The organism is Micromonospora sp. CB01531, assembly GCF_001905095.1.
In the GTDB taxonomy this organism is placed as follows: Bacteria; Actinomycetota; Actinomycetes; order Mycobacteriales; family Micromonosporaceae; genus Micromonospora.
The window spans coordinates 26,804-51,282 of record NZ_LWLS01000075.1 but is presented as its reverse complement, the minus strand read 5'-3'; the positions used below and the strand labels follow the sequence as shown (position 1 = coordinate 51,282).

Annotated in this window: 16 protein-coding genes; 15 read left to right on the top strand and 1 reads right to left on the bottom strand. The window is 74.6% G+C overall.

Annotated features, from left to right (window positions below; all coding sequences use genetic code 11):
• Positions 1 to 9: 9 nt before the first annotated feature.
• The gene (locus A6A27_RS21715) at positions 10 to 573 is read right to left on the bottom strand and encodes a DUF3995 domain-containing protein (RefSeq protein ID WP_073836480.1); all 564 of its coding nucleotides are present in this window, start codon (positions 571 to 573) and stop codon (positions 10 to 12) included.
• 279 nt (positions 574 to 852) lie between these two features.
• Between A6A27_RS21715 and A6A27_RS21710 the strand changes: the two genes are divergently transcribed.
• The 15 genes from A6A27_RS21710 (at position 853) to A6A27_RS21640 (ending at position 24,477) form a co-directional block, all read left to right on the top strand.
• Positions 853 to 2,061 (top strand): beta-ketoacyl-[acyl-carrier-protein] synthase family protein, encoded by a 1,209-nt coding sequence (locus A6A27_RS21710; protein WP_073836478.1) that lies wholly within the window; start codon positions 853 to 855, stop codon positions 2,059 to 2,061.
• Positions 2,058 to 3,176: a beta-ketoacyl synthase N-terminal-like domain-containing protein gene (locus A6A27_RS21705; protein ID WP_083672759.1), complete on the top strand. Its 1,119-nt coding sequence runs from the start codon at positions 2,058 to 2,060 to the stop codon at positions 3,174 to 3,176. Before A6A27_RS21710 ends, A6A27_RS21705 begins: the two co-directional genes overlap by 4 nt.
• Entirely contained in the window at positions 3,154 to 4,278 is a 1,125-nt protein-coding gene (locus A6A27_RS21700; RefSeq protein WP_443189990.1) for a beta-ketoacyl synthase N-terminal-like domain-containing protein, read from the top strand. Before A6A27_RS21705 ends, A6A27_RS21700 begins: the two co-directional genes overlap by 23 nt.
• Complete coding sequence (locus tag A6A27_RS21695) at positions 4,268 to 5,194, top strand: beta-ketoacyl synthase N-terminal-like domain-containing protein (protein WP_073836477.1); 927 nt, start codon at positions 4,268 to 4,270, stop codon at positions 5,192 to 5,194. The genes A6A27_RS21700 and A6A27_RS21695 overlap by 11 nt, the downstream gene beginning before the upstream one ends.
• Positions 5,191 to 6,003 (top strand): alpha/beta fold hydrolase, encoded by an 813-nt coding sequence (locus A6A27_RS21690; RefSeq protein WP_073836476.1) that lies wholly within the window; start codon positions 5,191 to 5,193, stop codon positions 6,001 to 6,003. The genes A6A27_RS21695 and A6A27_RS21690 overlap by 4 nt, the downstream gene beginning before the upstream one ends.
• Positions 6,000 to 6,902 (top strand): thioesterase family protein, encoded by a 903-nt coding sequence (locus tag A6A27_RS21685; RefSeq protein ID WP_073836475.1) that lies wholly within the window; start codon positions 6,000 to 6,002, stop codon positions 6,900 to 6,902. The genes A6A27_RS21690 and A6A27_RS21685 overlap by 4 nt, the downstream gene beginning before the upstream one ends.
• Positions 6,899 to 7,618 carry a 2-hydroxychromene-2-carboxylate isomerase gene (locus A6A27_RS21680; protein ID WP_073836513.1) on the top strand — a complete coding sequence of 240 codons (720 nt, stop codon included), beginning with the start codon at positions 6,899 to 6,901 and terminating at the stop codon, positions 7,616 to 7,618. Before A6A27_RS21685 ends, A6A27_RS21680 begins: the two co-directional genes overlap by 4 nt.
• Positions 7,619 to 7,640: 22 nt before the next feature.
• A complete protein-coding gene (locus A6A27_RS21675) occupies positions 7,641 to 8,585 on the top strand; it encodes a beta-ketoacyl-ACP synthase 3 (protein ID WP_241825383.1) in 945 nt (314 codons plus the stop codon).
• A gap of 225 nt (positions 8,586 to 8,810) precedes the next feature.
• Positions 8,811 to 9,428, top strand: coding sequence for an IS607 family transposase (locus tag A6A27_RS21670; protein ID WP_073836472.1), 618 nt, complete (start codon positions 8,811 to 8,813; stop codon positions 9,426 to 9,428).
• A 1,039-nt stretch (positions 9,429 to 10,467) separates the two neighbouring features.
• A complete protein-coding gene (locus A6A27_RS47555; protein WP_443189989.1) occupies positions 10,468 to 10,842 on the top strand; it encodes a transposase in 375 nt (124 codons plus the stop codon).
• A 430-nt stretch (positions 10,843 to 11,272) separates the two neighbouring features.
• Positions 11,273 to 12,262: a 2,3-diaminopropionate biosynthesis protein SbnA gene (sbnA, locus tag A6A27_RS21660; RefSeq protein ID WP_073836471.1), complete on the top strand. Its 990-nt coding sequence runs from the start codon at positions 11,273 to 11,275 to the stop codon at positions 12,260 to 12,262.
• 10 nt (positions 12,263 to 12,272) lie between these two features.
• Entirely contained in the window at positions 12,273 to 13,295 is a 1,023-nt protein-coding gene (gene sbnB / locus A6A27_RS21655; RefSeq protein WP_073836470.1) for a 2,3-diaminopropionate biosynthesis protein SbnB, read from the top strand.
• 16 nt (positions 13,296 to 13,311) lie between these two features.
• On the top strand, positions 13,312 to 14,274 hold the full coding sequence (locus A6A27_RS21650) for an ATP-binding cassette domain-containing protein (RefSeq protein ID WP_073836469.1): 963 nt from the start codon (positions 13,312 to 13,314) through the stop codon (positions 14,272 to 14,274).
• A complete protein-coding gene (locus tag A6A27_RS21645; protein ID WP_073836468.1) occupies positions 14,271 to 15,059 on the top strand; it encodes an ABC transporter permease in 789 nt (262 codons plus the stop codon). The genes A6A27_RS21650 and A6A27_RS21645 overlap by 4 nt, the downstream gene beginning before the upstream one ends.
• Positions 15,060 to 15,177: 118 nt before the next feature.
• The gene (locus A6A27_RS21640; protein ID WP_073836467.1) at positions 15,178 to 24,477 is read left to right on the top strand and encodes a non-ribosomal peptide synthetase; all 9,300 of its coding nucleotides are present in this window, start codon (positions 15,178 to 15,180) and stop codon (positions 24,475 to 24,477) included.
• Positions 24,478 to 24,479 lie beyond the last annotated feature (2 nt).

Below are 24,479 nucleotides of genomic sequence, written 5' to 3'. Positions count from 1 at the left end.
CTAGTTTACCTATTTGTGCCGTAGAGTTCGTATGCTAAGCCTCGAGTAGCGGATTGCCGCCAGGGTGAACAGCAGACCACCGGAGAGCCACACCGGATCCCAGAGCAGCAGGTGCCACGGCAGTGCCGCCCGGCCGAGCCCGGCCGGGACCTCGACCACGCCCGCCACGATCAGCAGGTGTTGCGCCAGGTTCGCCACACCGTACAGGGACAGCAGGGCGGCGGCGCCCCAGCCGGCGAGCAGCCGCATCCAGCGCGGCAGCCAGCGGGGGCGCCCGTCGACGAGCGCCAGGGCGAGCGCCGCGGCGACCAGCTTGAGCACCGCGGTGGCCCACAGCAGGGCCACGAAAGCGGGCTCCCGGGCCAGTGCCGGGCCTTCGACGGCCGGGCCGATGGTGCCGGTGCCGACCCGACCCCCGGCCGCCCAGTAGAAGCTGAGCGCGGCGAACAGCACGGACCAGACGCAGGCGCCGTACGCGGCCCAGGGAGCAGCTCGGCCACCGGCCCGCCGCGCCGGATCGGTGGAACCGCCGCCGCGCTGGCCGTCGGTGCTCGCTGCGGTGCTCCGGGTCACCGGTCCTCCCGTGGTCGGGTTCGTCGATCGGCATCGTATCGGTGGACGTCGGTGCGGCCGCGTCCGCCTTCCGTGGCAAGGCTTTTCCGCCGTCCTCGAAGCGGCCTCTACGTTGGCTCGACGGCGCGGCCGGGGGTTCGAGGCGGCGTCGAGGCCGCCGCGAGGCCGTCACAAGGCGGCGGCTCGACGGTGAGAACCCGACCACGCTGCGGATGACGGGGCGGCGCGCGGCGCTCGCCGACGGACGCGGCCCAAGGACTCACGAAGGACTCCTGGGTGATGAACCGACGGGTTGTGGTAACCGGGCTCGGGCCGGTGTCGAGCATCGGCATCGGCGTCGACGCCTTCACGACGGCACTGCGCGCCGGGCGCAGCGGCATCACGCCGATCGCCAGCTTCGACACCACCGGCTTCCTGACCGACCGGGCCGGCGAGGTGCACGAGTTCACGCCGGAGGCCATGCTGACCCGGCTCGACCCGGCGGACTGGGGCCGCAGCAGTCTCTTCGCCGCCGCCGCGGCCCGGCTCGCGCTCACCGACGCGGGGGCCACCGACCTTCCGGACCGGTCCGACCGGATCGGCGTCTGCATGGGTACGACCAGCGGCGAGTCCCAGGTGGTGGAGCGGCTCACCGAGCACTGGTTGGCCCACGGCTACCCGGACACGCCGCAGCGGCTGGCCCGCCAGCTGCCCGCGGGACGCGTCGCCGAGGCGGTGAGCCGGGAACTGGGCCTCACCGGCGCGGCGCTGACCGTCTCGACCGCCTGCTCGGCGAGCAACTACGCCCTCGGCTACGCCCTCGACGTCATCGCCACCGGCGAACAGGACTACATGCTGGTCGGCGGGGCCGACTCGGTGTGCCGGTGGGCCCATGCCGGCTTCTACCGGTTGGGCGCGCTCGCCGCCGAGCGGTGCGCGCCGTTCGACCGCGACCGGGCCGGGGTGATCACCGCCGAGGGCGGCGTGGCGCTGTTCCTGGAGAGCCTGGACTCGGCCCGGGCCCGTGGCGCCCGGATCTACTGCGAGGTGCTCGGCTACGGGCTCACCTGCGACGCCAAGCACCCGACCGCGCCGGACGCGACGAGCGTGGCCCGCTGCATGCGGCTGGCCCACCAGGACGCCGGAGTCAAGCCCGACGAGGTCGACTTCATCTGCGCCCACGGCACCGCCACCCCGGCCAACGACGCCGCCGAGTACGAGGCGGTCCGCGACGTCTTCGGCGACCGGCTGCCGCCGATGAGCTCGGTGAAGTCGATGCTCGGCCACACGATGGGCGCGGCGAGCGGGTTCAGCGCCCTGGCCGGGGCGCTGGCCATCTCGTCCGGCTTCCTCGCGCCGACCATCAACCACGTGACCACCGACCCGGCGATGACCGGCCTGGACGTCGTAGCCAACGAGTCGCGTCCGGAGCAGCCGCGCATCGTCCAGGTCAACGGTTTCGCCTTCGGCGGCAACAACGCCATCACGATCCTTGGACGGCTCGCATGACCGTGACCACCGATTCGCGTACCGACGCCTTCGTGCTCGGCGTCTCCGGGTGGGGCGTGCTCTCCCCGTTCGGGTTGGGCGCCGACGAGTTCACCGCCGGGCTGCGTACCGGGCGGGACGGCACGGTCGACGCGACCGCGCTGACCGAGGAGCCGGTACCGGACCCGCGGGCGTACGGCCTGGTCGGGTTCCGCGCCCGGGACCACCTGGGCCGCAAGGGCACCAGCTTCCTCGACCGGCGGACCGCGTTCGCGGTGCTGGCCTGCGGCCAGGCGCTGGCCGACAGCGACCTCGTGGTCGACGACGGCAACCGGGACCGGGTCGGCGTCGTGCTCGGCACCAGCGTCGGCAGCCTCCAGTCGACCAGCGACTACAGCCGGGACACCCTGGTGCAGGAGAAGCCCTACCTGGTCAACCCGATCCTGTTCCCCAACACCGTGCTCAACTGCGCGGCCGGCCAGGCGGCCATCTGGCACCAGCTGCGCGGGGTCAACACCACCCTCGCCGGCGGCGGCATGGCGACCCTGGCCGCGCTCCGCTACGCCACGACGGTGCTGCGCCGCGGCCGCGCGGAGGCGCTGCTGGTCGGCGCGGTGGACGAGTACACCCCGCAGCTGGCGTGGGCCCAGCACGCCACCGCCGCGCCGACGACCGTCGGCGGCGAGGGCGGCGCGGTCTTCCTGGTCGAGGACGCGGCCGCCATGCGCGCCGCCGGCCGCGAACCGGTCGCCGAGATCCTCGCGGTCGACCTCGGCCACACCGGAGGGCGGACGGACCTCGCCGCGGCGCTCGCCGACCGGGTACGCCGGGTGCTGGACCAGGCCGACGTCGGTCCCCAGGACCTCGCCACCGTGGTCACCTCCGGCGCCGCCACCGAGGAGCAGGCGCTCGACGAGGTGGTCGGCCCGGACGCCGACCGGGTGGCCATCACCGACCTCGCCGGCAACTGCCCGACCGCCGCCGGCGCGCTCCAGGTCGCCGCGGTGCTGGCCCACCAGCGGGGCGCGCCGGAGCACGACGGGTGCCTCTCGCTGATCGTCGCCAGCACCGCCGACGGCTCCGTCGGCGCTGCCGTCCTGAAGGGAACCGGGCGTGCGGCTCGCGATCACCGGTAGCGCGATGCGCACCAGCCTCGGCGACACCGCCGAGACATACCAGGCGTTGCTGGCCGGGGAGTCCGGCCGGCAACCGCTGCGGTACGTCGCCCCGGACGGCGTCAACGTCCGCCACGGCTACCACGTCGACGCGGCCGGCCCGGAACGCCCGTACCGGGCCAGCGCCTGGCTGGCCGAGTGCGTGGCGGCGGCGGCCCGGGAGGCCGGCCTCGACTGCGCCCGGCAGCGCGTCGTCGTGCTGGTCGGCACCGGGCTGCGTGAGCTGCGGGCGGTGGAACGGTGGCGAGGCGACGGGCAGCTGGCGGACCTGGACGCGCTGCACTTCGGCGCCGCGGTGCGCGCCGCGTTGCCCGGCGTCGAGGACGTCGTCACGGTCTCCAACGCCTGCTCGGCCTCGTCGCACGCGCTCGCGCTCGCCGCCGACCTGCTCCAGCTCGACGAGGCGGACGCGGTGCTCGCCTGCGGCGCCGACGCGATGACCGAGAGCATGCTCGCCATGATCGGGCGGGTCGGGGATGAGTCCAGCGACGCGGTACGGCCGTTCGACGCCGACCGCAAGGGGGTGCTGCTCGGCGACGGCGCGGTGGCCGTCGTGCTGCAGCGGGCCCCCGACGACGCCACGGTGCTGCTGCGCGGGGTGGGTATGTCGTGCGACGCGTACCACGAGACGGCGCCCGACCCGGCCGGGCTGCGCGCCGCGATGGACGACGCGTACCGGCGGGCCGGGCTGAGCCCGGCCGACGTCGGGCTGGTGCTGGCCCACGGCACCGGCACCGCGCTGAACGATCCGACTGAGGCCGGCGTGCTGGCCGGGCTGTTCGCCGACGCCCGCCCCGGACCGCTGGTCACCGGGATCAAGGGCGCGATCGGGCACACCTCCGGCAGCGCCGGGCTGATGAGTCTGCTGGTCGCCGTGGAGGCGCTGCGGCACGGCCAGGTGCCGCCGGTGGTCGGACTGCGGACCCCGATCCCCGAGGCGGCCCCGCTGCCCCTGGTGATCGGCGGGCCGGTCGGCACCGACGCTGGGGTGGCCCAGGTCAACGCGTTCGGATTCGGCGGCGTGAACGCCGTCTGCCTGGTGGAGGTGCGGCATGGGCGGTGACCGTGTGGTGGTCGGGGCCGCGGCGGTACACGTGCCCGGGATCGCGCCGGACCGGCTGATCGCCTCGGCCACCGAGCCCGACTGCGGTCCCGACGAGGCGCACACCCTGCTCGGCCGCAAGGGTCTGCTGTTCAAGGAGCCGGCGGTGCGGCTCGCCATGTGCGCCGTACACCGAGCCCTGGGCCTGCCGCCCGGCCGGCCGACCGGGCCGGCGCCGGGCGCCGCCGGGACCGCCGTCGTGGTCAGCTCCAACCTCGGCAACGTCGCCACCGTCTGCGACATCGTCGAGCAGGTACGCGCGGGCGGCCTGCGCGGGGTGAGCCCGATGCAGGCGCCGAACGCGTCGAGCAACATCATCGCCAGCAGCATCGCCATCCGGTACGGCTTCACCGGCCCCAACCTGATGGTCTGCTCCGGCTCGACCGGCGGGCTCGACGCGGTGCGGCTCGGTGCCCTGCTGGTGCGCAGCGGCCGGGCGCACCGTGCCGTCGTGGTGGGCGCCGAACCGGCCGACGAGATCGCGGCCGGGCTGCGCGCCGCCGGCGGGACCCCGCCGGGACCGCCGCAGGGGATGGCCGCCTGCGTGGTGCTCGTCCCGGCCGGGCAGCCGGGCCCGGTCCGGCTGCACTCGGTACGCCGGCACCGGGCCCCGGAGCCGGTCCCGGCCGGCGGGCCGCGGACCATCCGGCTCGCCTGCGGCACCGGCGACGGCCCGGACCAGGACCTGGCCGCCCTGCTCGGCGGCGGATACGGCGCGGCCGGGGTGCTGCAGACCGCGCTCGCCACCCGGTGGCTGACCGACCCGGCGACCCGGCCGGAAGGTGTCGAGGACGCGGTCGAGGCGGTGCTGACCTGCGGCTCGACCGGCGACGGTTTCGCCACCGCACGGCTGTGCCGCGACGGGGACCGGACATGACCTGGCGGCTGCTCGCCACGCCCGGCGCCGCCCCGGAGCACGGGCGGCCCCGGGTGGTGGCGGCCGTGCACGGCCTGGCCGACCACGGGAGCACCTGGCAGGACCTGGCCGTACGACTCGGCCCCGGCTACCGCTGCTACGCCGTCGACGCCCCGTGGAGCGGCGACCCCGGTCGGTCCCTGGTGGACTCGGCCGGTCCCGCTCAGTGGCTGCGACGGGCCCTGGCGGCCGTGCCCGAACCCGTCGACGTGCTCGTCGGCCACTCCTTCGGCGCCAACGCCGTACTGGACCACCTGGCCACCGGAGCGCCGCCGACGGTCTCCGCCGCCGTCCTGCTCGCGCCGCTGGTCCGCCCCGCCGACCAGGCCCCGCACCCGGTGCTGATCGCCCGCACCCGGGCGGCGATCCGGCAGGTGGTGGCCGACGGGCTGCGGGCCCGGCTCGGCCCCCGCGCCGCCCACGTCGCCGACGACCTGCTCGCCACGATGGTCGACAAGGCCCTGCAGCGGGTGCCCGACGGTGCCGCCGACCTGGTGCTCGACCGGCTGCTCGCCACGCCGCGGCCCGCGCTGGGGCAGGTCCGCACCCCGATCCTGGTCCTGGCCGGGCGGGACGACCAGCGGCTGGCCGGGGTGCGGGCCAACTCGCTCGCCGTGCTGCCGGCGGCGCAGGTGCGCGTCCGCCCGCACTACGGCCACTTCTGTCACATCACGCAGGCGACCGAGGTGGCCGCCGAGTGTGCCGAGTTCCTCGACCGCGTCGTGCCGGCACTGTCGCCGGCCGGTCCGACCCTGGAGGTTTCCGCATGACCGTCCTGCTCGACGCCCACCCGACGACCTACCGCGGCCGGCCGCGGTACGAGGGTGCCAACATCGGCACCTGGGTCGGCTTCAAACAGTTCGTCTACCTGGCCGAGGACGCGGTGTTGCAGTACTACCGCGACCGCGGGACGGGCCCCGGCCAGCTGTTCCACGGGGCCGGCGTCCAGCTGTCCATCGTGGAGCACTCGGTGCGGCTGCCCGGCCCCGTCTTCGTCGACGACGAGGTGCACGCCGAGGCGACGCCCGCGCCGCGCGGCAACGACACCGAGGACACCTTCGCCGTCACGCTGACCGTCGAGCGGGACGGACAGCCGGTGCCCGTGCTCAAGGGCAAAGTCCGGGTCGCGTTCGTCGCGCCGACCGGGGTCACCGGGGAGCTGCCCGCGGAGCTGGCCGGCCGGGTGGTGCCCGGCGTCGCCGCCCTGCGCCCACCGGCCGAGCCGCCCGCCGCGTTCCGGCCCGGCTTCCGGTGGAGCGAGACCATCCCGTACCCGCACTGCCAGTTCTCCGACCGGATCCAGCACTCCGGTTACGTGCGCGACCTGGAGGAGGTGGTGCACCGGTACCTGGCCGAGCGGGGCATCTCGATCCGGCGGATGCTCACCGAACGCAACTGGATCCCCGCCGTGACGCGCTCCCAGGTGCGGCTGCTCGCCGACGCGCACCTCGAAGAGGAGCTGCACACCGTCTTCACCGTCGACGACATCGTCAAAGAGGTCATGTTCAGCGGCCGGATGGACTGCTACGTGGTCCGCGACGGCCGGATCGTGCACACCGCCACCGGATCGATCACCCACGGGTACGGGGTGGCCAGCGGCCCCGACGCCGGCCAGGTCGCCGTCATGGACCCGCAGACGCAGGCCGCGCTGCTGTGGAGCGCGCCGTGACCGGCCGGCCGAGGGTGTACTTCTCGTTCCAGAGCCCGTTCAGCTGGATGGCGTTGCGGCAGCTGGAAAAGCGCGTGCCGGACTTCGCGGACCTGTTCGAGTACGTACCCTTCTGGGACCCCGACGCCCGGACCCGCGCCGGCCTCGACGCGCACGGTGCGGACTTCCACTACACCGTGATGAGCAAGGCCAAACACCTGTACATCCTGCACGACACCAAGCGGCTCGCCGCCGGCTTCGGCTACCGCCTGGTCTGGCCGGTGGACGTCGCGCCCTGGTGGGAGCCGTCCGCGCTGGGCTGGCTGCGCGCCCGCGAACTGGGTTGTGAGCGGCGGTTCTACCAGGTCGTCACCGAGGCCCGCTGGGACCGGGGCGACAACATCAGCGACCCGGCAGTGCTGCGGGCCGCCTGCGACGCGGCGGGCCTGCCCGGTGCCGAGCTGATGGCCGCCGTCGACGACGACCGGATCCGCGATCTGGGCGTGGCAGCGCTGGTCAGCGCGCATCACGACGAGGTGTTCGGCATCCCGCTGTTCCTCGTCGACCGCCAGCGCTACTGGGGCGTGGACCGGATCGCCGACGTCGAGGCGGCGGTACTGGCGCTGCGCGGTGCGGGCCCGGCGGTCGAGTCGGCCGACCTGCTGGCGAGCCTCCCGGTGGCGGCGCTCGCCACGGTCGGCTCGTTCGACCACGACGAGCCCGGCGGCTGCGGCTGACCGGGCGAGGGAGGAGATGACTGTGCGCACCTGGCAGGGATCCCGCATCGCCGGGCTCGGCTACTACCAACCGCCGCGGGTACTCACCAACGAGCAGCTCACCCAACTGGTCGACACCGACGACGCGTGGATCCGCAGCCGGGTCGGCATCCAGCAGCGGCACATCGCGGAGGACCAGTCGGTGGCCGACATGGCGGCCGCCGCCGCCGGGAAGGCGCTCGGCGCGGCCGGCATCATGCCCGCCGAGGTGGACCTGGTGGTCGTCGCCACCTGCACGTCCATCGACCGGGTGCCGAATGTGGCGAGCCGGGTGGCGGCGAGCCTGGAGATGGCCGGGCAGGCGGCGTACGACATCAACACCGCCTGCTCCGGCTTCTCGTACGCGCTGGCCACCGCCGACCACGCCATCCGCGCCGGCGCCGCCGGCACGGCTGTGGTGATCGGGGCGGAGCGGCTCACCGACTGGATCGACTGGCAGGACCGCAGCACCTGCATCCTGTTCGGGGACGGCGCCGGCGCGGCGGTGCTGGTCGGGGACGACGACCCGGGCATCGGCCCGGTGGTGTGGGGCGGGTCCGCCCAGCGCGGGCCGGCGATCCGGATCGAGGGCCGGTCGGCGCGGATCGAGCAGGACGGTGCGACCGTGTTCCACTGGGCCACCACCGCCCTCGCGCCGATCGCGGAGGAGGCCTGCCTGCGGGCCGGCATCAAGCCGGCGGAGCTGGCGGGATTCGTGCCGCACCAGGCGAACCTGCGCATCATCAACGCGATCGCCCGGGAGCTCGGGGTGGAGCAGGCCGTGATCGCCCGGGACATCGTGTCGTCCGGGAACACCTCGTCGGCGAGCACCCCGATCGCCCTGGCGAAGCTGGTCGAGCGGCGGGAGGTGCCCAGTGGCGCGCCGGTGCTGCTGCTCGGGTTCGGTGGCGGGCTGACGTACGCCGGCCAGGTGATCCGCTGTCCCTGAGCCACCGCCGACCACCCGGCGCCGCCCGGCGTCCGCCGCCCTGCGGGGCGTCGGGTGCCGGGCGGCGCCGGTTCGCGCCGCGTCCGGGGCCGAAGGGGGAAAGCCCCGGACGGGCGGTCCGGTCCGGACTGGCAACAAGGCGGGCCGCGCCAACCCCGCGAGTGTGTCCGGGGAGCAGCGACTAGTGGTTGCTTCCCTTTCTAGAGCTGTCCATAATTGACTGTCGTGGGCGGTGTCTGCCGGATCGGCGAGTTTGCTAAGCGGGTGGGCCGTTCGGTGAGCACGGTGCGCCGGTGGGAGGCGGAGGGTCGGATCACGGCCCGTCGTCTGCCGTCGGGGCAGCGGTATTTCGACGATTCGGATGTGCGCCGGGTGCTGCAGCCGGGTTTCGACGCCGCCCGGCGGAAGGTGGTGGTGTACTGCCGGGTGTCGTCGCCGGGTCAGAAGCCGGATTTGGCCTCGCAGGTGGCGGCGATGCAGCAGTTCTGCCTCGCTCGCGGTCTGGCCGTGGACGAGTGGATCAGCGAGGTTGGCGGCGGGTTGGACCTTCGCCGCAAGGAATTCCTGGCGTTGATGGATGCCGTCGACCGGGGTGAGGTCGCCACGCTGGTGGTGGCCCACAAGGACAGGTTGGCCCGGTTCGGGTTCGATTTCCTGGAGCATGTGGCGGCGCGCGGCGGCTGCGAGATCGTCGTCGCCAACCAGGAGTCCCTGTCCCCGCAGCAGGAACTGGTCGATGACCTCCTGGCCATCGTGGGCTCCTTCTCTGGCCGGCTGGACGGGCTGCGCCGCTACGAGAAGGAACTCAAGGGAGCGGATCTGACCTTGGAGGGTGACCGGTGAAGGTCACCCGGATCGCCTACTCGGCCCGACTGAATCCGGGCAAGTACGCCGCCCTGGTGGAGCAGGCCCGTCGGTTGGGTCGGGTTCGTAGTGAGGTGTGGCAGCGTTACGGGTCGATTCTCGGTGTCGGGTCTGGGTTGCGGGACCGGCAGGTGCGGGACCGGTGGCTGGCCGACGGCACGTATGCGTCGTTTGGTGTGTTGGCGAATGCGTGGAAGGAAACCGTCCGCGACGCGATGGCCGACATCGCCGCGAACATGGAGGCGGCCAAGGTTGACGTCCGTCGGGCGATCTGTCGGCGCACGAAGGATCCGGCCGAGCGTAAGCGGATGTTCACCGCGTTGAAGGCCGATCAGTGGGCCAGTGACCCGTTCCTGGCTCGGCAGATGCGCAAGCATTGGAAGCGGGGCCGTAACCGCACGCATGATCAGATCGTGGTGCGCGCCGACAAGTACAACACCGCCGTCGATGGGCGGGGTCGGTTGTGGCTGGCGGTTCCCGGCCTCGAACCCCGCAAGCTGGTCCGGATTCCGCTGTCCACGACCGTCGCGCCGGCGGGCACGCTGCGGTTGATCCTGCGCCGGGGCCGGGTCGAGGTGCACTACCAGATCGACGCCTCCCAGATGCGGTCTTCGCGGCGGCCGTGTGGCGAGGCGACGGTTGGTGTGGACAAGGGGTACACCGAAGCCCTCACCGACTCCGACGGCCAGCCCCACGGTGAACAGCTCGGTGAGCTGCTGACCCTTGAGTCGGACCGGTTGAAGGAACGCAACCGGCGGCGGGCGAAGCTACGTTCGATCGCGAACACCGCCGCCGCGCGCGGTGACCACGCGAAAGCGCACCGGATCAAGGCCAACAACCTCGGCACGGCGAAGCGGGACCGGCAGGCCGCCCGGCACCGGGCGCGGGTGCGTTCGGAGATCTTCACCGCCGTGCACGAGGTCGTCGACAAGGCCGCCACCATCGTGGCCGAGGACCTCACCAAACGCTTCACCGGCCGTAAGAAGCTTCCCAAGAACATCAACCGGCGTCTCGCCGCGTGGACCAAAGGAGTCACCGCGGAGGCCCTGAAAGTGTGTCGGAGCGTAGAGGTTCTGCGCTCGTTCCCGTCAACGCCGCCTACACCTCACAAACCTGCCACCGCTGCGGCGACTTCGGCCGCCGTAGCGGGGACAGGTTTCACTGCACTCGGTGCGGGGTGGTGTGGCAGGCAGACGTGAACGCCGCGATCAACATCCTGCACCGAGCCGGCGACCCCGACATCGCCCTGCACACCCCACATCAGCGGGTGAAGCAGATCCTGCAGGACCGGACCGATCGCCACCGGACCAGACTGCCAGTCCAGGACTCCAGCCCAGCCACCGCTGGGCGGAGAGCGAAACATCCGAACTGCTCAGCTATGAGCAACGAGTAGGAAGCAGTCGTCGAGTGCCGGGACCGAGATTTCGGCGCCTGGTCCGCGTCCTCGCCCTGCTGCGGTGCGACCCTGGCCGGACTCCGGTCGGTTCCGGCCCGGGCGGGCCTCTCGTGGCGGCCGCCGGTGTCGCACGGGAACCAGGCTGCCCGGCCACCCTCGAGCCGGGATCGACCGTGGCTCGACGGCGGCGGCCCGGCGGCGGACCTCGGCCCGGCCGCCCGCCCTGTTCGGCCCGGCCGCCCGTGGCCTGACCGGCGGCTCGAGCCGGCTGCTAGCCGTCCCCGACCTCGATCCGAGCCCATCCCGAGCCGGGTAGCCGACCGTGAGCGGCGTTCCCATCCGCCCGCCGGTCCCTGCCGTGAGCCGCCGGGCCTTCATCGAGCCGGACCGGGAGTAGCCGAGATGGACCAGTGCGGAAGTGATAGCCATGAGCCGTGAGGCGCTGCTGGCGCGCCTGGCCATGGTCGGGCGGGCGATGCCCCGCACCCCGGTGGTGCAGCTGCGGCACGACCGGCTGGACCTGTTCGCCAAGCTGGAGTACGTCAACCCGAACGGCAGCTCCAAGGACCGCTCGGCGTACTGGATCCTGCAGCGGGCGGTCGAGCGCGGCGACGTCACCGAGCGGACCACCATCGTGGAGTCCTCGTCGGGCAACTTCGCCATCTCGCTTGCCTCGTTCTGCCGCTGGATCGGGCTGACCTTCGTTCCGGTGATCGATCCGAACGTCAACGCCAGCACCGAGGCGTACCTGCGCCGGCTCTGCGAGCGGGTCGAGAGGGTCACCGAGCCGGACGGGACGGGCGGGTACTTGTCCACCCGGCTGCGGCGGGTGGAGGAGCTGCGGGCGGAGTTGCCCTCGGTCTACTGGCCCAACCAGTACGCCAACCCGGATGCGATCGAGGCGCACGACCGGCTCACCGGCGCGGAACTCTGCGCCGACCTGCCGCACATCGACTACCTGTTCGTCGGGGTGAGCACCGGCGGCACCATCGGTGGGCTGTCCACCCGGCTCAAGCGGCTGCACCCGGACGCCTGGGTGGTCGGCGTCGACGCCGAGGGGTCCGTCATCTTCGGTGGCCCGCCGGCCAAGCGGCGCCTGCCCGGGCTCGGCTCCAGTATCGTGCCGCCGCTGGTGGGCAAGGCCAGCATCGACGACGTGGTGATCGTGCCCGAGTTGGAGGCGGTACGCGGCTGCCACGAGCTGTTCGAGCGGCACGGGCTGTACACCGGCGGATCGACCGGCAGCGTCTACAGCGCGATCGAGCGGTACTTCGCCGATCACCGGGGACCGCGCCCGACCGTCGCCTTCCTGTGTGCCGACCGCGGCACCGGTTACGCCGACACCGTGTACGACCCGGACTGGGTCGACCGGTTCGTCGCCCAACGCGACCGCGGCCAGTCCGTGGCCCTGGTGTGAGAGGAACAGCATGACCGAGACGCACCGACCGACCGTCCGGCCGTTCACGGTGGTGACCGCGGCCGAGGTGGCCGCGGCCATCGAGGCGGACCGGGCGGCCTGCCTGGACGCGGTACGCCGCTGCTACCTCGCCCATGACGAGGCGACCAGCGCGCTGCCGCACAGCAGCTTCCTGCGCTTCCCGCAGCTGCCCCGGGACCGGATCATCGCGCTGCCCGCCTACCTCGGCGGCGAGTTCGAGGTGGCCGGCATCAAGTGGATCGCCAGCTTCCCCGGGAACACCGCGCACGGCATCCCCCGGGCGTCGGCGGTGCTGCTGCTCAACGACCTGGCCACCGGCTACCCGTACGCCTGCCTGGAGTCCTCGCTGATCTCGGCGACCCGGACCGCGGCGTCGGCGGTGCTCGGGGCGGAGGAACTGGTCGGCGGTCGGCGGGTCGGCAGCGTCGGCTTCATCGGCACCGGCCTGATCGCCGAGCATGTCCGCCGGTTCCTGCGCGACCTGGACTGGGAGATCGGCGAGTACCGGCTGTTCGACCTCGACCCGGCGGCGGCCGGGCGGTTCGCCGCCACCGTGCAGGCCGACGGGGTGGCCGCGGCCAAGGTGGTCCCCGAGGCCGCCGACGCCTTCGCCGCCGACCTCGTGGTGCTCGCCACCGTGGCCGGCGAGCCGCACCTGCACGACCCGGCGCTGCTCGCCCACCACCCGGTGGTGCTGCACCTGTCCCTGCGCGACCTGTCGCCGGAGATCGTGCTCGCCGCGCAGAACGTCACCGACGACGTCGACCACGCGGTCCGCGAACGGACCTCGCTGCACCTGGCCGAGCAGCGGGTCGGGCACCGCGACTTCGTCGCCGGCACCCTCGCCGACGTGCTGCGCGACCGGATCCGCCGGGACCCCGACCGGGCCGCGATCTTCGCGCCGTTCGGCCTCGGCGTGCTCGACCTGGCCGTCGGGGCATGGGCCTTCGACCGGGTACGCGCCGCCGGCGCCGGCCGGGAGATCGCCGACTTCTTCCCGCTGGCGAACTGATCTAGGGGGTGGGCACGTGGATGTGACGATCGAGGCCGAAGGGCTGCGCAAGACCTACGGCACGCACACCGCGCTGGCCGGGGTGGACCTCGCTGTGCCGGCGGGCACCGTGCTCGGCCTGCTCGGCCCGAACGGCGCCGGCAAGACCACCATGGTGCGGATCCTGTCGACGCTGCTCACGCCGGACGGGGGTACCGCCCGGATCTGCGGGCACGACGTGGTCCGGCAGCCACGCGAGGTACGCCGGCGGGTCGGCCTCACCGGCCAGTACGCGGCGGTGGACGAGCTGCTGACCGGCCGGGAGAACCTGGTCCTGATCGGCGTGCTGCACCACCTCGGCCGGCGGGCGGCCCGGGCCCGGGCCGACGAACTGCTCGAAAGGTTCCAGCTCACCGACGCCGCAGGCCGGGCCGCGCGGACCTACTCCGGTGGCATGCGGCGCCGGCTCGACCTGGCTGCGAGCCTGGTCGCCGACCCGCCGGTGCTGGTGCTCGACGAGCCCACCACCGGGCTGGACCTCACCAACCGCCGCACCCTGTGGACGATGGTCCGGGAGCAGGTGGCCCGCGGCACCACGGTGCTGCTCACCACGCAGTACCTGGAGGAGGCCGACCAGCTAGCCGACCGGATCCTGGTCCTCGACGGCGGGAAGGTGATCGCCGAGGGCACCCCCGACGAGCTGAAGCGCAAGGTTGGCGACGAGCAGCTGCAGATCCGGCTGCGCGACGGCGGGCAGCGCTCCGCCGCCGTCGCCGCCCTCGCCGCCGTCACGGCGCACCAACCGGTGCCCGACGACGACGAGGCGAGCCTGCGGCTGCCGTTGACCGACGGGCTGGCCGGCATCGCGGCCGTGGCGGCGGCGCTGGACGCCGCCAGGATCGACGTCGAGTCGTTCGCCAGCTGCACGCCGACCCTGGACGACGTCTTCCTGTCCCTGACCGGGCGGAGCACCGCCGAGAAGCCGGAGGCAGCGGCATGACCACCCTCGCCGTCGAGACCTCGGCCCTGGTGGGCCGCCACCTACGGCACCTGGCCCGGGTGCCGATGCGGTTGCTCGGCGTGACCGTGATGCCGGTCGCGTACGTGGTGATCTTCGGGTACCTCTTCGGCAGCGTCATCGAGGTGCAGGGCGGCGGCTACCGGGAGTTCCTGATGGCCGGCATCTTCGCCCAGATGATGCTCACCAACCTGCAGCACACCGCGCTCGGTGTGGTCGACGACCTGGGCAACGGCATCGACGACCGGTTCCGGTCGCTGCCGATCGCCGGGCTCGCCGTACCGCTGGCCCGGACCATGGCCGACCTCACCCGGGTGGTGGTCGCCTGCGTCGCCATGGCCGTGGTGGGCTTCGCGATGGGCTGGCGCACGCACGCCGGCCCGCTGCAGGTGCTCGCCGGCTTCGGGCTGCTGCTGCTGCTCGGCTTCGCCGCCTCCTGGCTCGGGGTCCTCCTCGGGCTGCGGCTGCGCTCGGCCGAGGCGGTCAGCGCCGTGGCCTTCCTCGTCGTGATGCCGATGACGTTCCTGTCCAACGCGTTCATCCCGCTGCACGGGCTGCCGGGCTGGCTGCGCACCGTGTGCGAGTGGAACCCGCTGTCCGCCGTGGTCGCCGCCTGCCGGGACCTGTTCGGCAACCCGGGCTCGGCCGGCGACGCCCTGCCGATGCGGCACCCGGTCGCCGCGTCCCTGCTGCTGATCACCGCGCTGCTGGTGGTCAGCGCGGCCCTGGCCACCCACGCCTACCGGGCCGCCGCCCGGGGCCGCTGACCCCGCCGCCCGGCCAGTCCGCGCGTACGCCGACCGGCCGGGCGGCCACCGCTCGTCACCCCACCGAGCAGCCAGCCACCCCGCGAACACACCACGTCCGTAGCTCCGGAGGACTGCTGTGCCCGACCACGAGGATGTTCACTGCCCGCTGACCACCGCGCAGTTCGGGGTCTGGCTGGCCCAGCGGCTCGACCCGGACAACCCGATCTACCTCCTCGCCGAGTACGCCGACCTGACCGGCACGCTCGACCACGCGGTGTTCGAGGCGGCGCTGCGCCGGACCGTCGCCGACACCGAGGCCCTGCGCATCCGGGTGCAGGAGCCGGTCGAGGGCCGACCCGTGCTGGCGGTGTCGCCGGCGGTCGACTGGCCGCTGCCGGTGCTCGACCTGCGCGGGGAGGCCGACCCGTTCGGCGCCGCCCTGGACTGGATGCACGCCGACGCCACCCGGCCGCTCGACCCGGGACAGGCGCCGCCGTTCCGGTACGCGCTGCTGCGCCTGGCCGACGACCGGACCCTGTGGTACCAGTGCTACCACCACCTGGCCCTGGACGGGTACGGCATGCTCCTGGTGGCCCGGCGGGTCGCCGCGGTTTACACCGCGCTGAGCGGCGGCGACGAGCCGGAGCCGGCGTCGTTCGGGCCGCTGCGGGCGCTGCCCGACGCGGAGGCCGCCTACCGGACCAGCGAGCGGTTCGACCGCGATCGCGGGTACTGGACCGGGCGGTACGCCGACCGGCCCACCCCGGCCAGCCTCGCCGACCGGCGGCCGGCCACCCCGCGCCGGCTCACCCGACGTACCGCCCCGGTGGCACCCGCCACGATGGACCGGCTGCGGGCGGCGGCCCGGGAGCGTGGCGTCGCCGTGCCGGCGGTCGTGGTGGCCGCGATCACCGCCTACCTGCACGGGCTGACCGGCAACGAGGACGTGGTGCTCGCGCTGCCGCTGACCGCCCGGCAGAACGCCGCGGCGCGGGCCACCCCCGGCATGGTCTCTGCGATCGCGCCCCTACGCGTGGCGGTACGCGCCGACGCCACCCTCGGCGCGCTCGTCGCCGGCGCCTCACGGGAACTGCACGACGCGCTGCGCCACCAGCGTTACCGCTTCGAGGACCTGCACCGCGACCTGGGCCTGACCGCCGGGGCGTCGGTGCTCGGCCCGCACGTGAACATCCTGCTCGACGCCGGTGGCGGCGCCGGGACCCGGTTCGGCGCCGCCACCGGCACCGACCACAATCTCGCCGGCGGCCCCGTCGACGACCTGGCCTTCGTGCTCGACGCCCGGCGCGGCGACGCCGACGCCCGGCTGGACCTGGACGCCAACCCCGACCTGTACACCGAGGAGCAGGTCAGCGGGCACGCCCAGCGCCTCGCCGCCTTCCTCGACACCTTCGCCCGGGCTGCGGCGGAAGACCCGGACACCCCGGTCGGCCGGCTCGACCTGGCCGGCCCCGCCGAACGGCGGCTGGTGCTGCACGAGCGGAACGACACCACCCGGCCGGTGCCGGACGTGCGGCTGCCCGTGCTGATCGAGCAGCAGGTGGCGCGTACCCCCGACGCCCCGGCGGTCACCTGCGGGCCGACCACCCTGACGTACGCCCAGCTCAACGCCGCCGCCAACCGGCTGGCCCGGCTGCTGGTCGCCCGCGGCGCCGGCCCGGAGCAACTGGTCGCGCTGGCGCTGCCCCGGTCGGCGGAGATGATGGTCGCCCTGCTCGCCGTCCTCAAGGCCGGCGCCGGGTACCTGCCGGTCGACCTGCGGTACCCGCCGGACCGGGTCGAGTTCATGCTGGCCGACGCGGACCCCCGGCTGGTGCTCACCGTCGGCGGCGCCGGCGACGGGCTGCCGGCTGGCGACCCGGACCGGCTGCTGCGCCTCGACGAGCCCGCCGTCCGCGCCCTGGTCGCCGCGCAGGACGACGGCGACCTGACTGACGCCGACCGGCGGCGACCGTTGCGCGGCGCCCACCCGGCGTACGTCATTTACACCTCCGGCTCCACCGGCCGGCCCAAGGGCGTGGTGGTCAGCCACGACAACGCGGTCGACCTGGCCTGCTGGGCGGTCACGGAGATCGGCCCGGCTGCGCTGTCCCGGGTGCTGGCCAGCACCTCGCTCAACTTCGACGTCTCGGTGTTCGAGATGTTTGGCCCGCTCGCCTGCGGCGGCGAGATCGAGGTGGTCGACGACCTGCTCGCCCTCGCCGAGCGGGCCGACGGCTGGTCCGGCAGCCTGATCAGCGCCGTCCCGTCGGCCTTCGCGCAGCTGCTCGCCGGCGGGGCGGTCGACGCGCACGCCGACCTGGTGGTGCTCGCCGGTGAGGCGCTGTCGGCCCAGGCGGTGCGGGACATCGGCGCCGCGCTGCCCGGCGCCCGGGTGGCGAACATCTACGGCCCGACCGAGGCCACCGTCTACTCCACCGCCTGGTACGGCGGGGACCTCGCCGACGGCGGCGCCCCGCCGATCGGCCGGCCCACCACCAACACCCGGGTGTACGTGCTGGACAACGCGCTGCGTCCGGTGCCGCCCGGCACCGTCGGCGAGCTGTACCTGGCCGGCGCCGGGCTGGCCCGCGGCTACTTCGACCGGCCCCGGCTGTCCGCCGAGCGGTTCGTCGCCGACCCGTTCGGCGCGCCCGGCGCCCGGATGTACCGCACCGGCGACCTGGTGCGCTGGCGGGCGGACGGTCACCTCGACTACCTGGGCCGGATCGACCACCAGGTCAAGGTGCGCGGCTACCGGATCGAGCTGGGCGAGATCGAGTCGGTGCTGCTGGCCCACCCGGCCGTGGCCCAGGCCGCGGTGGTCGCCCGCGCCGACACCGGGGTCACCGCCCAGCTCGTCGGGTACCTGGTGCCGGCCGACCCGGCCACCCCGCCGGCCCCCGCCCAGCTGAGCGACCACATTGCCGCGGCGCTGCCGGAGTACATGGTGCCGGCGGCCTTCGTGCTGCTGGACGCGCTGCCGCTGAACCCCACCGGCAAGCTGGACCGCGGCGCCCTGCCCGCCCCGGACTTCGCCGCGGCGGCCGGCGCCGGCCGGGCCGCGGCCGGTCCGCGCGAGGAGCTGCTGGCCGGGCTCTTCGCCGACGTGCTGGGGCTGCCCGGGGTCGGCGCGGAGGACAGCTTCTTCGACCTCGGCGGGGACAGCATCGTCTCCATCCAGCTGGTCAGCCGGGCCCGGCAGGCCGGGCTGCGGCTCACCCCGCGCGACGTGTTCACCCACCGGACGGTGGCCGCCCTGGCCCGGGTGGCCGGCGAGCTCGGCTCGGCCGAGACCGAGGACCCGGACGCCGCGCTGGGGGAGGTGCCGCTGCCGCCGATCGCCGATTGGCTGCGCGGCCGCGCGGGCGAGGCCCACCCGGTCGACGGGGTGGCGCAGAGCGTCGTCGTGCGTACCCCCGCCGGGCTGCGCGGGGTGGACCTGGCGGCCGGGTTGCAGGCGCTGCTGGACCACCACGACGTCCTGCGGATGATCCTCCACCGCGGCGGCACGGCGTGGCGGCTGGCGGTGCCGCCCCGGGGCACCGTGTCCGCCGCGGACTGCCTGCGCCGGGTGGCCGCCGACGCCACGGTCGGCGCCGCCCGCGCCGACGCCCTGGCCGGGCTGCGCCCGGGCGACGGGCAGCTGCTGCGGGCGGTGTGGGGTGACGCCGGGGCGGACCGCCCGGGCTGGCTGGTGCTCGCCGTGCACCACCTCGCCGTGGACGGCGTGTCCTGGCGGATCCTCCTCGACGACCTGGCCACCGCCGTGGCGGCGAGCGCCGCGGGTGAACCAGCCCGGCTGGCGCCGGTCCCGACCTCGTACCGCACCTGGGCGCGGCGGGTGACGGCCGCAACGCCCACTGGGACCGCGACGGGCGGCGGGAAGGCGGCCGAGCCGGCCCGCTCCATCGTGGACCCGCCGCTCGGGCGCCGACCGGTCGGCCCGGACGACACCGAGGCGGCGGCCCGCCGCCGCACCGTCGGGCTGCCCGTGGCCCGCACCGAGGCGTTGCTGCGCACCGCCGCCCCCCGGTGGTACGCGGGCGTCGACGACCTGCTGCTGGCCGCCCTGGCGGTCAGCGTGGCCGACTGGCGGCGCCGGCACCGGCCCGGCACCGGAGCCGGACTGCTGGTGGACGTCGAGGGGCACGGTCGGGACGGCGTCGACGGGCTGGACCTGTCCCGCACCGTCGGCTGGTTCACCCGGCTGGCCCCGGCCCGGCTCGACCTCGGCGACCTCGACCCGGCCGAGGCGCTGGCCGGTGGTCCGCCGGCCGGCCGAGCGGTGAAGCGCCTGAAGGAACAGCTGCGGGCGCCCGGCCGACGGGGCGGCGAGCCGCAGATCGGGTTCAACTACCTGGGCCGGGTGACCGCCGACGACGGCGCCGACTGGTCGCCGCTGACGGTCGACGGCGAGGTCGCCGCCGGTGGGGCGAGCGCGCTGCCGATGGCCCACCCGCTGGAGATCAACGCGGTGGTGGTCGACGGACCGGACGGGCCTCGGCTCACCGCCGAGTGGAGCTGGCCGGACGGGGTGCTCACCGACGGCGACGTCCGCGAACTCGCCGACGGCTGGCTGGCCGCGCTCGAGGCGATCACCGAACACGCCGCCCGCCCGGGTACCGGTGGGCGTACCCCGTCCGACCTGCCCCTGGTCGAGCTGGACCAGACCGAGGTGGAACGGCTGGAGCGGAGCTACCCGGCGCTGGCCGACGTGCTGCCGCTCGCCCCACTGCAGGAGGGGCTGCTGTTCCTGTCCGCGTACGACGAGCAGACACCGGACATCTACACCGTGCAGTTCGTCTTCGACCTCGACGGCGAGCTGGACCCGGCGCGGCTGCGCACCGCGGCCCAGGCGCTGCTCGACCGGCACCCCGGGCTACGCGCCGGCTTCACCCACCGGGACCTGCGCCGGCCGGTGCAGGTGGTGCTGGACGGCGTCGGGGTGGACTGGCGCGAGCCGGACCTGACCGGGATCGCAGCGGCCGACGTGGACCGCCGGCTCGCCGAGCTGCTCGCCGCCGACCGGGCCGAACGCTTCGACCTGACCCGGCCACCGCTGCTGCGCTTCACCCTGGCCCGGCTGCCCGGCGGGCGGCACCGGCTGGTGCTGACCAACCATCACATCCTGCTCGACGGCTGGTCGATGCCGGTGCTCGCCGGGGAGCTCTTCGCGCTGTACCGCGCGGGTGGCCGTACCGACGGGCTGCCGCCGGTCACCGACGCGCGGGCGTACCCGGCCTGGCGGGCCCGGCAGGACCGGCCCGCGGCCGAGGCGGCGTGGCGGGCGAGCCTCGCCGGGCTGACCGAGCCGACGCTGGTGGCGCCGGCCGCCGAGCGGGGTCCGGTGCCGCCGGCCAAGCTGCTGCGCGAGGTGCCGGCCGCGCTCACCGAGGCGCTCACCGCCACGGCCCGGACGGCGGGCGTCACCCTGAACACCGTCGTGCAGGGCGCCTGGGCGGTGCTCGTGGGCAGCCTCACCGGCCGCGACGACGTGGTCTTCGGCGCCACCGTCGCCGGCCGGCCGGCGGAGCTGTCCGGCGTGGAGACCATGGTCGGCCTCTACATCAACACCGTGCCGGTGCGGGTACGCCTCGACCCGGCCGAACCGGTGGCCACCGCGCTCGCCGGGTTGCAGGAACGGCAGGCCGCCCTGCACCCGCACCAGCACCTCGGCCTGCCCGACATCCAGCGGCTGGCCGGGCACGGCGAACTCTTCGACACCCTGGTGGTCTTCGAGAACTACCCGGTCGACCCGGCCGTGCTCGACCTCGCCGGCACCGGCCTGGCGGTGCGCGGGGTGCACGGGCACGACGCCACGCACTACCCGCTCACCCTGGTGCTGGTCCCCGGTGACCGGCTGGGGCTGCGGTTGGAGTACCGGCCCGACCTGATCGACGCGGACACCGCCGGGGCGCTGCTGGAGCGGATGTGCCGGCTGCTGAGCGACATCGCCGCCGACCCGTCCGTCCCAGTGGGGCGGCTCGACCCGGTCACCCCGGCGGAGCGTCGGCAGGTCCTCGTCGAGTGGAACCGCACCCGGCAGCCGGTCGACCCGGCCACCCTGCCGCAGCTGCTGGCCCGGCAGGCGGCCGCCACCCCGGACGCCAGCGCGGTGGTCTTCGAGGGGAGCAGCCTGACCTTCCGCGAGCTGGACGAGGCGAGCAACCGGCTGGCCCGGGTGCTGGTCGGGTACGGCGCCGGGCCGGAGCGGTTCGTCGCCGTGGCGGTGCCCCGCTCGCTGGAGCTGGTGCTGGCGCTCTGGGCGGTGCTAAAGGCCGGCGCGGCGTACCTGCCGGTCGACCCGGACTACCCGGCCGACCGGATCGCGTACCTGCTCGACGACGCCCGGCCCGCCCTGCTGCTCACCACCCGGGCCACCGCCGCGTTGGCCACCGGCACCGCCACCGCCCTGGTCCTCGACAGCGACGAGGTACGCCGGGCCGTGGCGGAACACGCCGCGGCCGTCATGACCGACGCCGACCGGGCCGGGCCGCTGCGCCCGACCAACCCGGCGTACCTGATCTACACGTCCGGCTCGACCGGGCGGCCCAAGGGCGTGCTGGTGCCGCACCAGGGCATCGTCAACCGGCTGAGCTGGATGCAGCACGAGTACCGGCTCACGCCGCAGGACCGGGTGCTGCAGAAGACCCCGTCCGGCTTCGACGTCTCGGTGTGGGAGTTCTTCTGGGCCACCATCGTCGGCGCCACCCTGGTGGTGGCCCGGCCCGAGGGGCACAAGGACCCCGCGTACCTGGCCGGACTGATCCGCGCCGAGCGGGTCACCACCCTCCACTTCGTCCCGTCCATGTTGCAGGCGTTCCTGGCCGAGCCGGCCGCCGCCGGCTGCACCGGGCTGCGCCGGGTGATCTGCAGCGGCGAGGCGCTCCCTGCCGACCTGGCCGAGCGGTTCTTCACCACCCTCGACCCGGCCGGCGCGCACGGCATCGAGCTGCACAACCTGTACGGGCCCACCGAGGCGTCGGTCGACGTGACGTACTGGGCCTGCCGGCCGGGGGAGCGGACCGTGCCGATCGGGGCGCCGGTCTGGAACACCCGGCTGTACGTGCTGGACGCGTTCCTCCGGCCGGTGCCCCCGGGCGTGGCCGGCGAGCTGTATCTGGCCGGCGTGCAGCTGGCCCGTGGCTACCAGGGCCGGGCCGGGCTCACCGCGCAGCGGTTCGTCGCCGACCCGTTCGCCGCCGCGCTGGCCGCCACGGACCCGTCCGTCACACCCGGGGAGCGGATGTACCGCACCGGGGACGTGGTGCGCTGGCGGGCCGACGGGGTGCTGGAGTACGTGGGCCGGACCGACCACCAGGTCAAGATCCGCGGCTTCCGGATCGAACTGGGCGAGATCGAGGCGACCCTCGCCGAGCATCCGTCGGTGGGGCAATGCGTGGTCCTCGCCCGGGAGGACCAGCCGGCGGTGAAACGCCTCGTCGCGTACGTCGTAGCGGCCGTCGGGCAGCGGGTCGACGCGACCGTCCTGCGCGAGCACGTCGCCGGGCGGCTGCCCGAGTACATGGTGCCGGCGGCGGTGGTGGCCCTGGCCGGCCTGCCGGTGACCCCCAACGGCAAGCTCGACCGGGCGGCCCTGCCGGCCCCCGACTTCGCCGGGGTCAGCGCGGCCGGACGGGCTCCGTCATCGCAGCGCGAGGAACTGCTCGCCGGGCTCGTCGCCGAGGTGCTCGGGCTGCCCCGGGTCAGCGTCGACGACAGCTTCTTCGACCTCGGTGGGGACAGCATCGTCTCCATCCAGTTGGTCAGCCGGGCCCGGCAGGCCGGGTTGGAGCTGACCCCGCGCGAGGTGTTCACCCACAAGACCGTGGCGGCGCTGGCGACGGTTGCCCGGGAGGCGGCCGGCAGCGCGGCGACGGATCCCGACGCCGGCATCGGCGAGCTGCCGCTGACCCCGATCGTGCGCTGGTGGCTGGACCGGGCCGGTCCGCTGACCGGGTTCCACCAGTCGGTGGTGGTGCCCGCGCCGGCCGGACTGACCGCCGACCGGCTGCGTGGCGCGGTGCAGGCGCTGCTCGACCACCACGACGCGCTGCGGATGCGGCTGGCCGGCCCGGCCGGGCAGCGGCGGCTGGTGATCGGCCCACGCGGCAGCGTGGCCGCAGCGGACCTGCTCACGCCCGTGCCCGCCGCGGACACCGGCCCGGCCAGTGCGGACAACGGGTTCGACGTCGGCGGGACCGACGCCGATGGACCCGACCTGAGCGCGCTGGTCGAGGCGGCCCGGGCCGGCCTGGACCCGGTCGCCGGCCGGATGCTGCGGGTCGTCTGGTGTGCCGCCGGCCCCGGCCGGCCCGGCCAGCTGCTGATCCTGGTGCACCACCTGGCCGTCGACGGCGTCTCCTGGCGGATCCTGCTGCCCGACCTGACCGCCGCGCTGGACGCCACCGCACCCGACGGGACGGCCGGCGAGGCCGCCGCCGGCAGCCACGCGCCCGGCACGTCGCCCGCACTCACCCCGGTCGGCACCTCGCTGCGGGAATGGGCGGAGCACCTGGTCCGGGACGCGCACAGCCCAGCCCGGCTGGCCGAGCTGCCACTGTGGACCAAGCTGCTCGACCAGCCGGAGCCGGCCCTGGCCGGGCGGCCGCTCGACCCGGCCCGGGACACCGTCGCCACGCTGGCCGACCTGCACGTGGAACTCCCGGCCGCGCAGACCGAGCCGCTGCTGACCGCCGTACCGGCGCTGTTCCACGCCCGGGTCGACGACGCGCTGCTGGCGGCGCTGGCCCTCGCGGTGGCCCGCCGGCGGCAGCGGCGCGGCCTGGGCGACGACCCGGCGGTGCTGGTGGACCTGGAGCGGCACGGCCGGGTCGACCACGTGCCGGGCGTCGACCTGTCCCGCACCGTCGGCTGGTTCACGAGCCTGGCTCCAGTCCGGCTCGATCCCGGGACGGTGGAGTGGGACCAGGTGCGCAACGGCGGTGCGGCCGTCGGAACCGCACTGAAGCGGGTCAAGGAGCAGCTGCGGGCCGCACCCGACGACGGCCTCGGCTACGGCCTGCTTCGACACCTGAACAGCGAGACCGCGGGCGTGCTGGCGGACCTGGCCGAGCCGCAGATCATGTTCAACCACCTCGGCCGGCTGGGCGGCGCCGAGGGAGGCGGTGCGCGGATCGGCGGCGGCGCGGACCCGGAGCAGCCCGTGGCGTACCCGGTCGAGGTCACCAGCTGGACCGTCGACGGCGCCGACGGGCCGCGACTCACCGCGGTGTGGCGCTGGCCGGGCGGCCTGCTGGATGACAACGACGTCCGTCAGCTCGCCGAGGACTGGCGGACGGCCCTGGCCGGGATCGTGGCGTACGCCGCGGCGGGCGGGACCGGCGGGCACACCCCGTCCGACCTGACGCTGGCCTCGCTGTCCCAGGACGAGATCGACGAGTTCGAGGACGAACTGGAAGCGGAGTGGGAGTAACC

Excerpts from the sequence above, each read along its gene's own strand:
- A6A27_RS21690 (WP_073836476.1), top strand. The coding sequence starts at position 5,191 with ATGACCTGGCGGCTGCTCGCCACGCCCGGCGCCGCCCCGGAGCACGGG.
- sbnB (WP_073836470.1), top strand. The coding sequence starts at position 12,273 with ATGACCGAGACGCACCGACCGACCGTCCGGCCGTTCACGGTGGTGACC.
- A6A27_RS21685 (WP_073836475.1), top strand. The coding sequence starts at position 6,000 with ATGACCGTCCTGCTCGACGCCCACCCGACGACCTACCGCGGCCGGCCG.
- A6A27_RS21710 (WP_073836478.1), top strand. The coding sequence starts at position 853 with ATGAACCGACGGGTTGTGGTAACCGGGCTCGGGCCGGTGTCGAGCATC.
- A6A27_RS21645 (WP_073836468.1), top strand. The coding sequence starts at position 14,271 with ATGACCACCCTCGCCGTCGAGACCTCGGCCCTGGTGGGCCGCCACCTA.
- A6A27_RS21695 (WP_073836477.1), top strand. The coding sequence starts at position 4,268 with ATGGGCGGTGACCGTGTGGTGGTCGGGGCCGCGGCGGTACACGTGCCC.
- sbnA (WP_073836471.1), top strand. The coding sequence starts at position 11,273 with ATGAGCCGTGAGGCGCTGCTGGCGCGCCTGGCCATGGTCGGGCGGGCG.
- A6A27_RS21705 (WP_083672759.1), top strand. The coding sequence starts at position 2,058 with ATGACCGTGACCACCGATTCGCGTACCGACGCCTTCGTGCTCGGCGTC.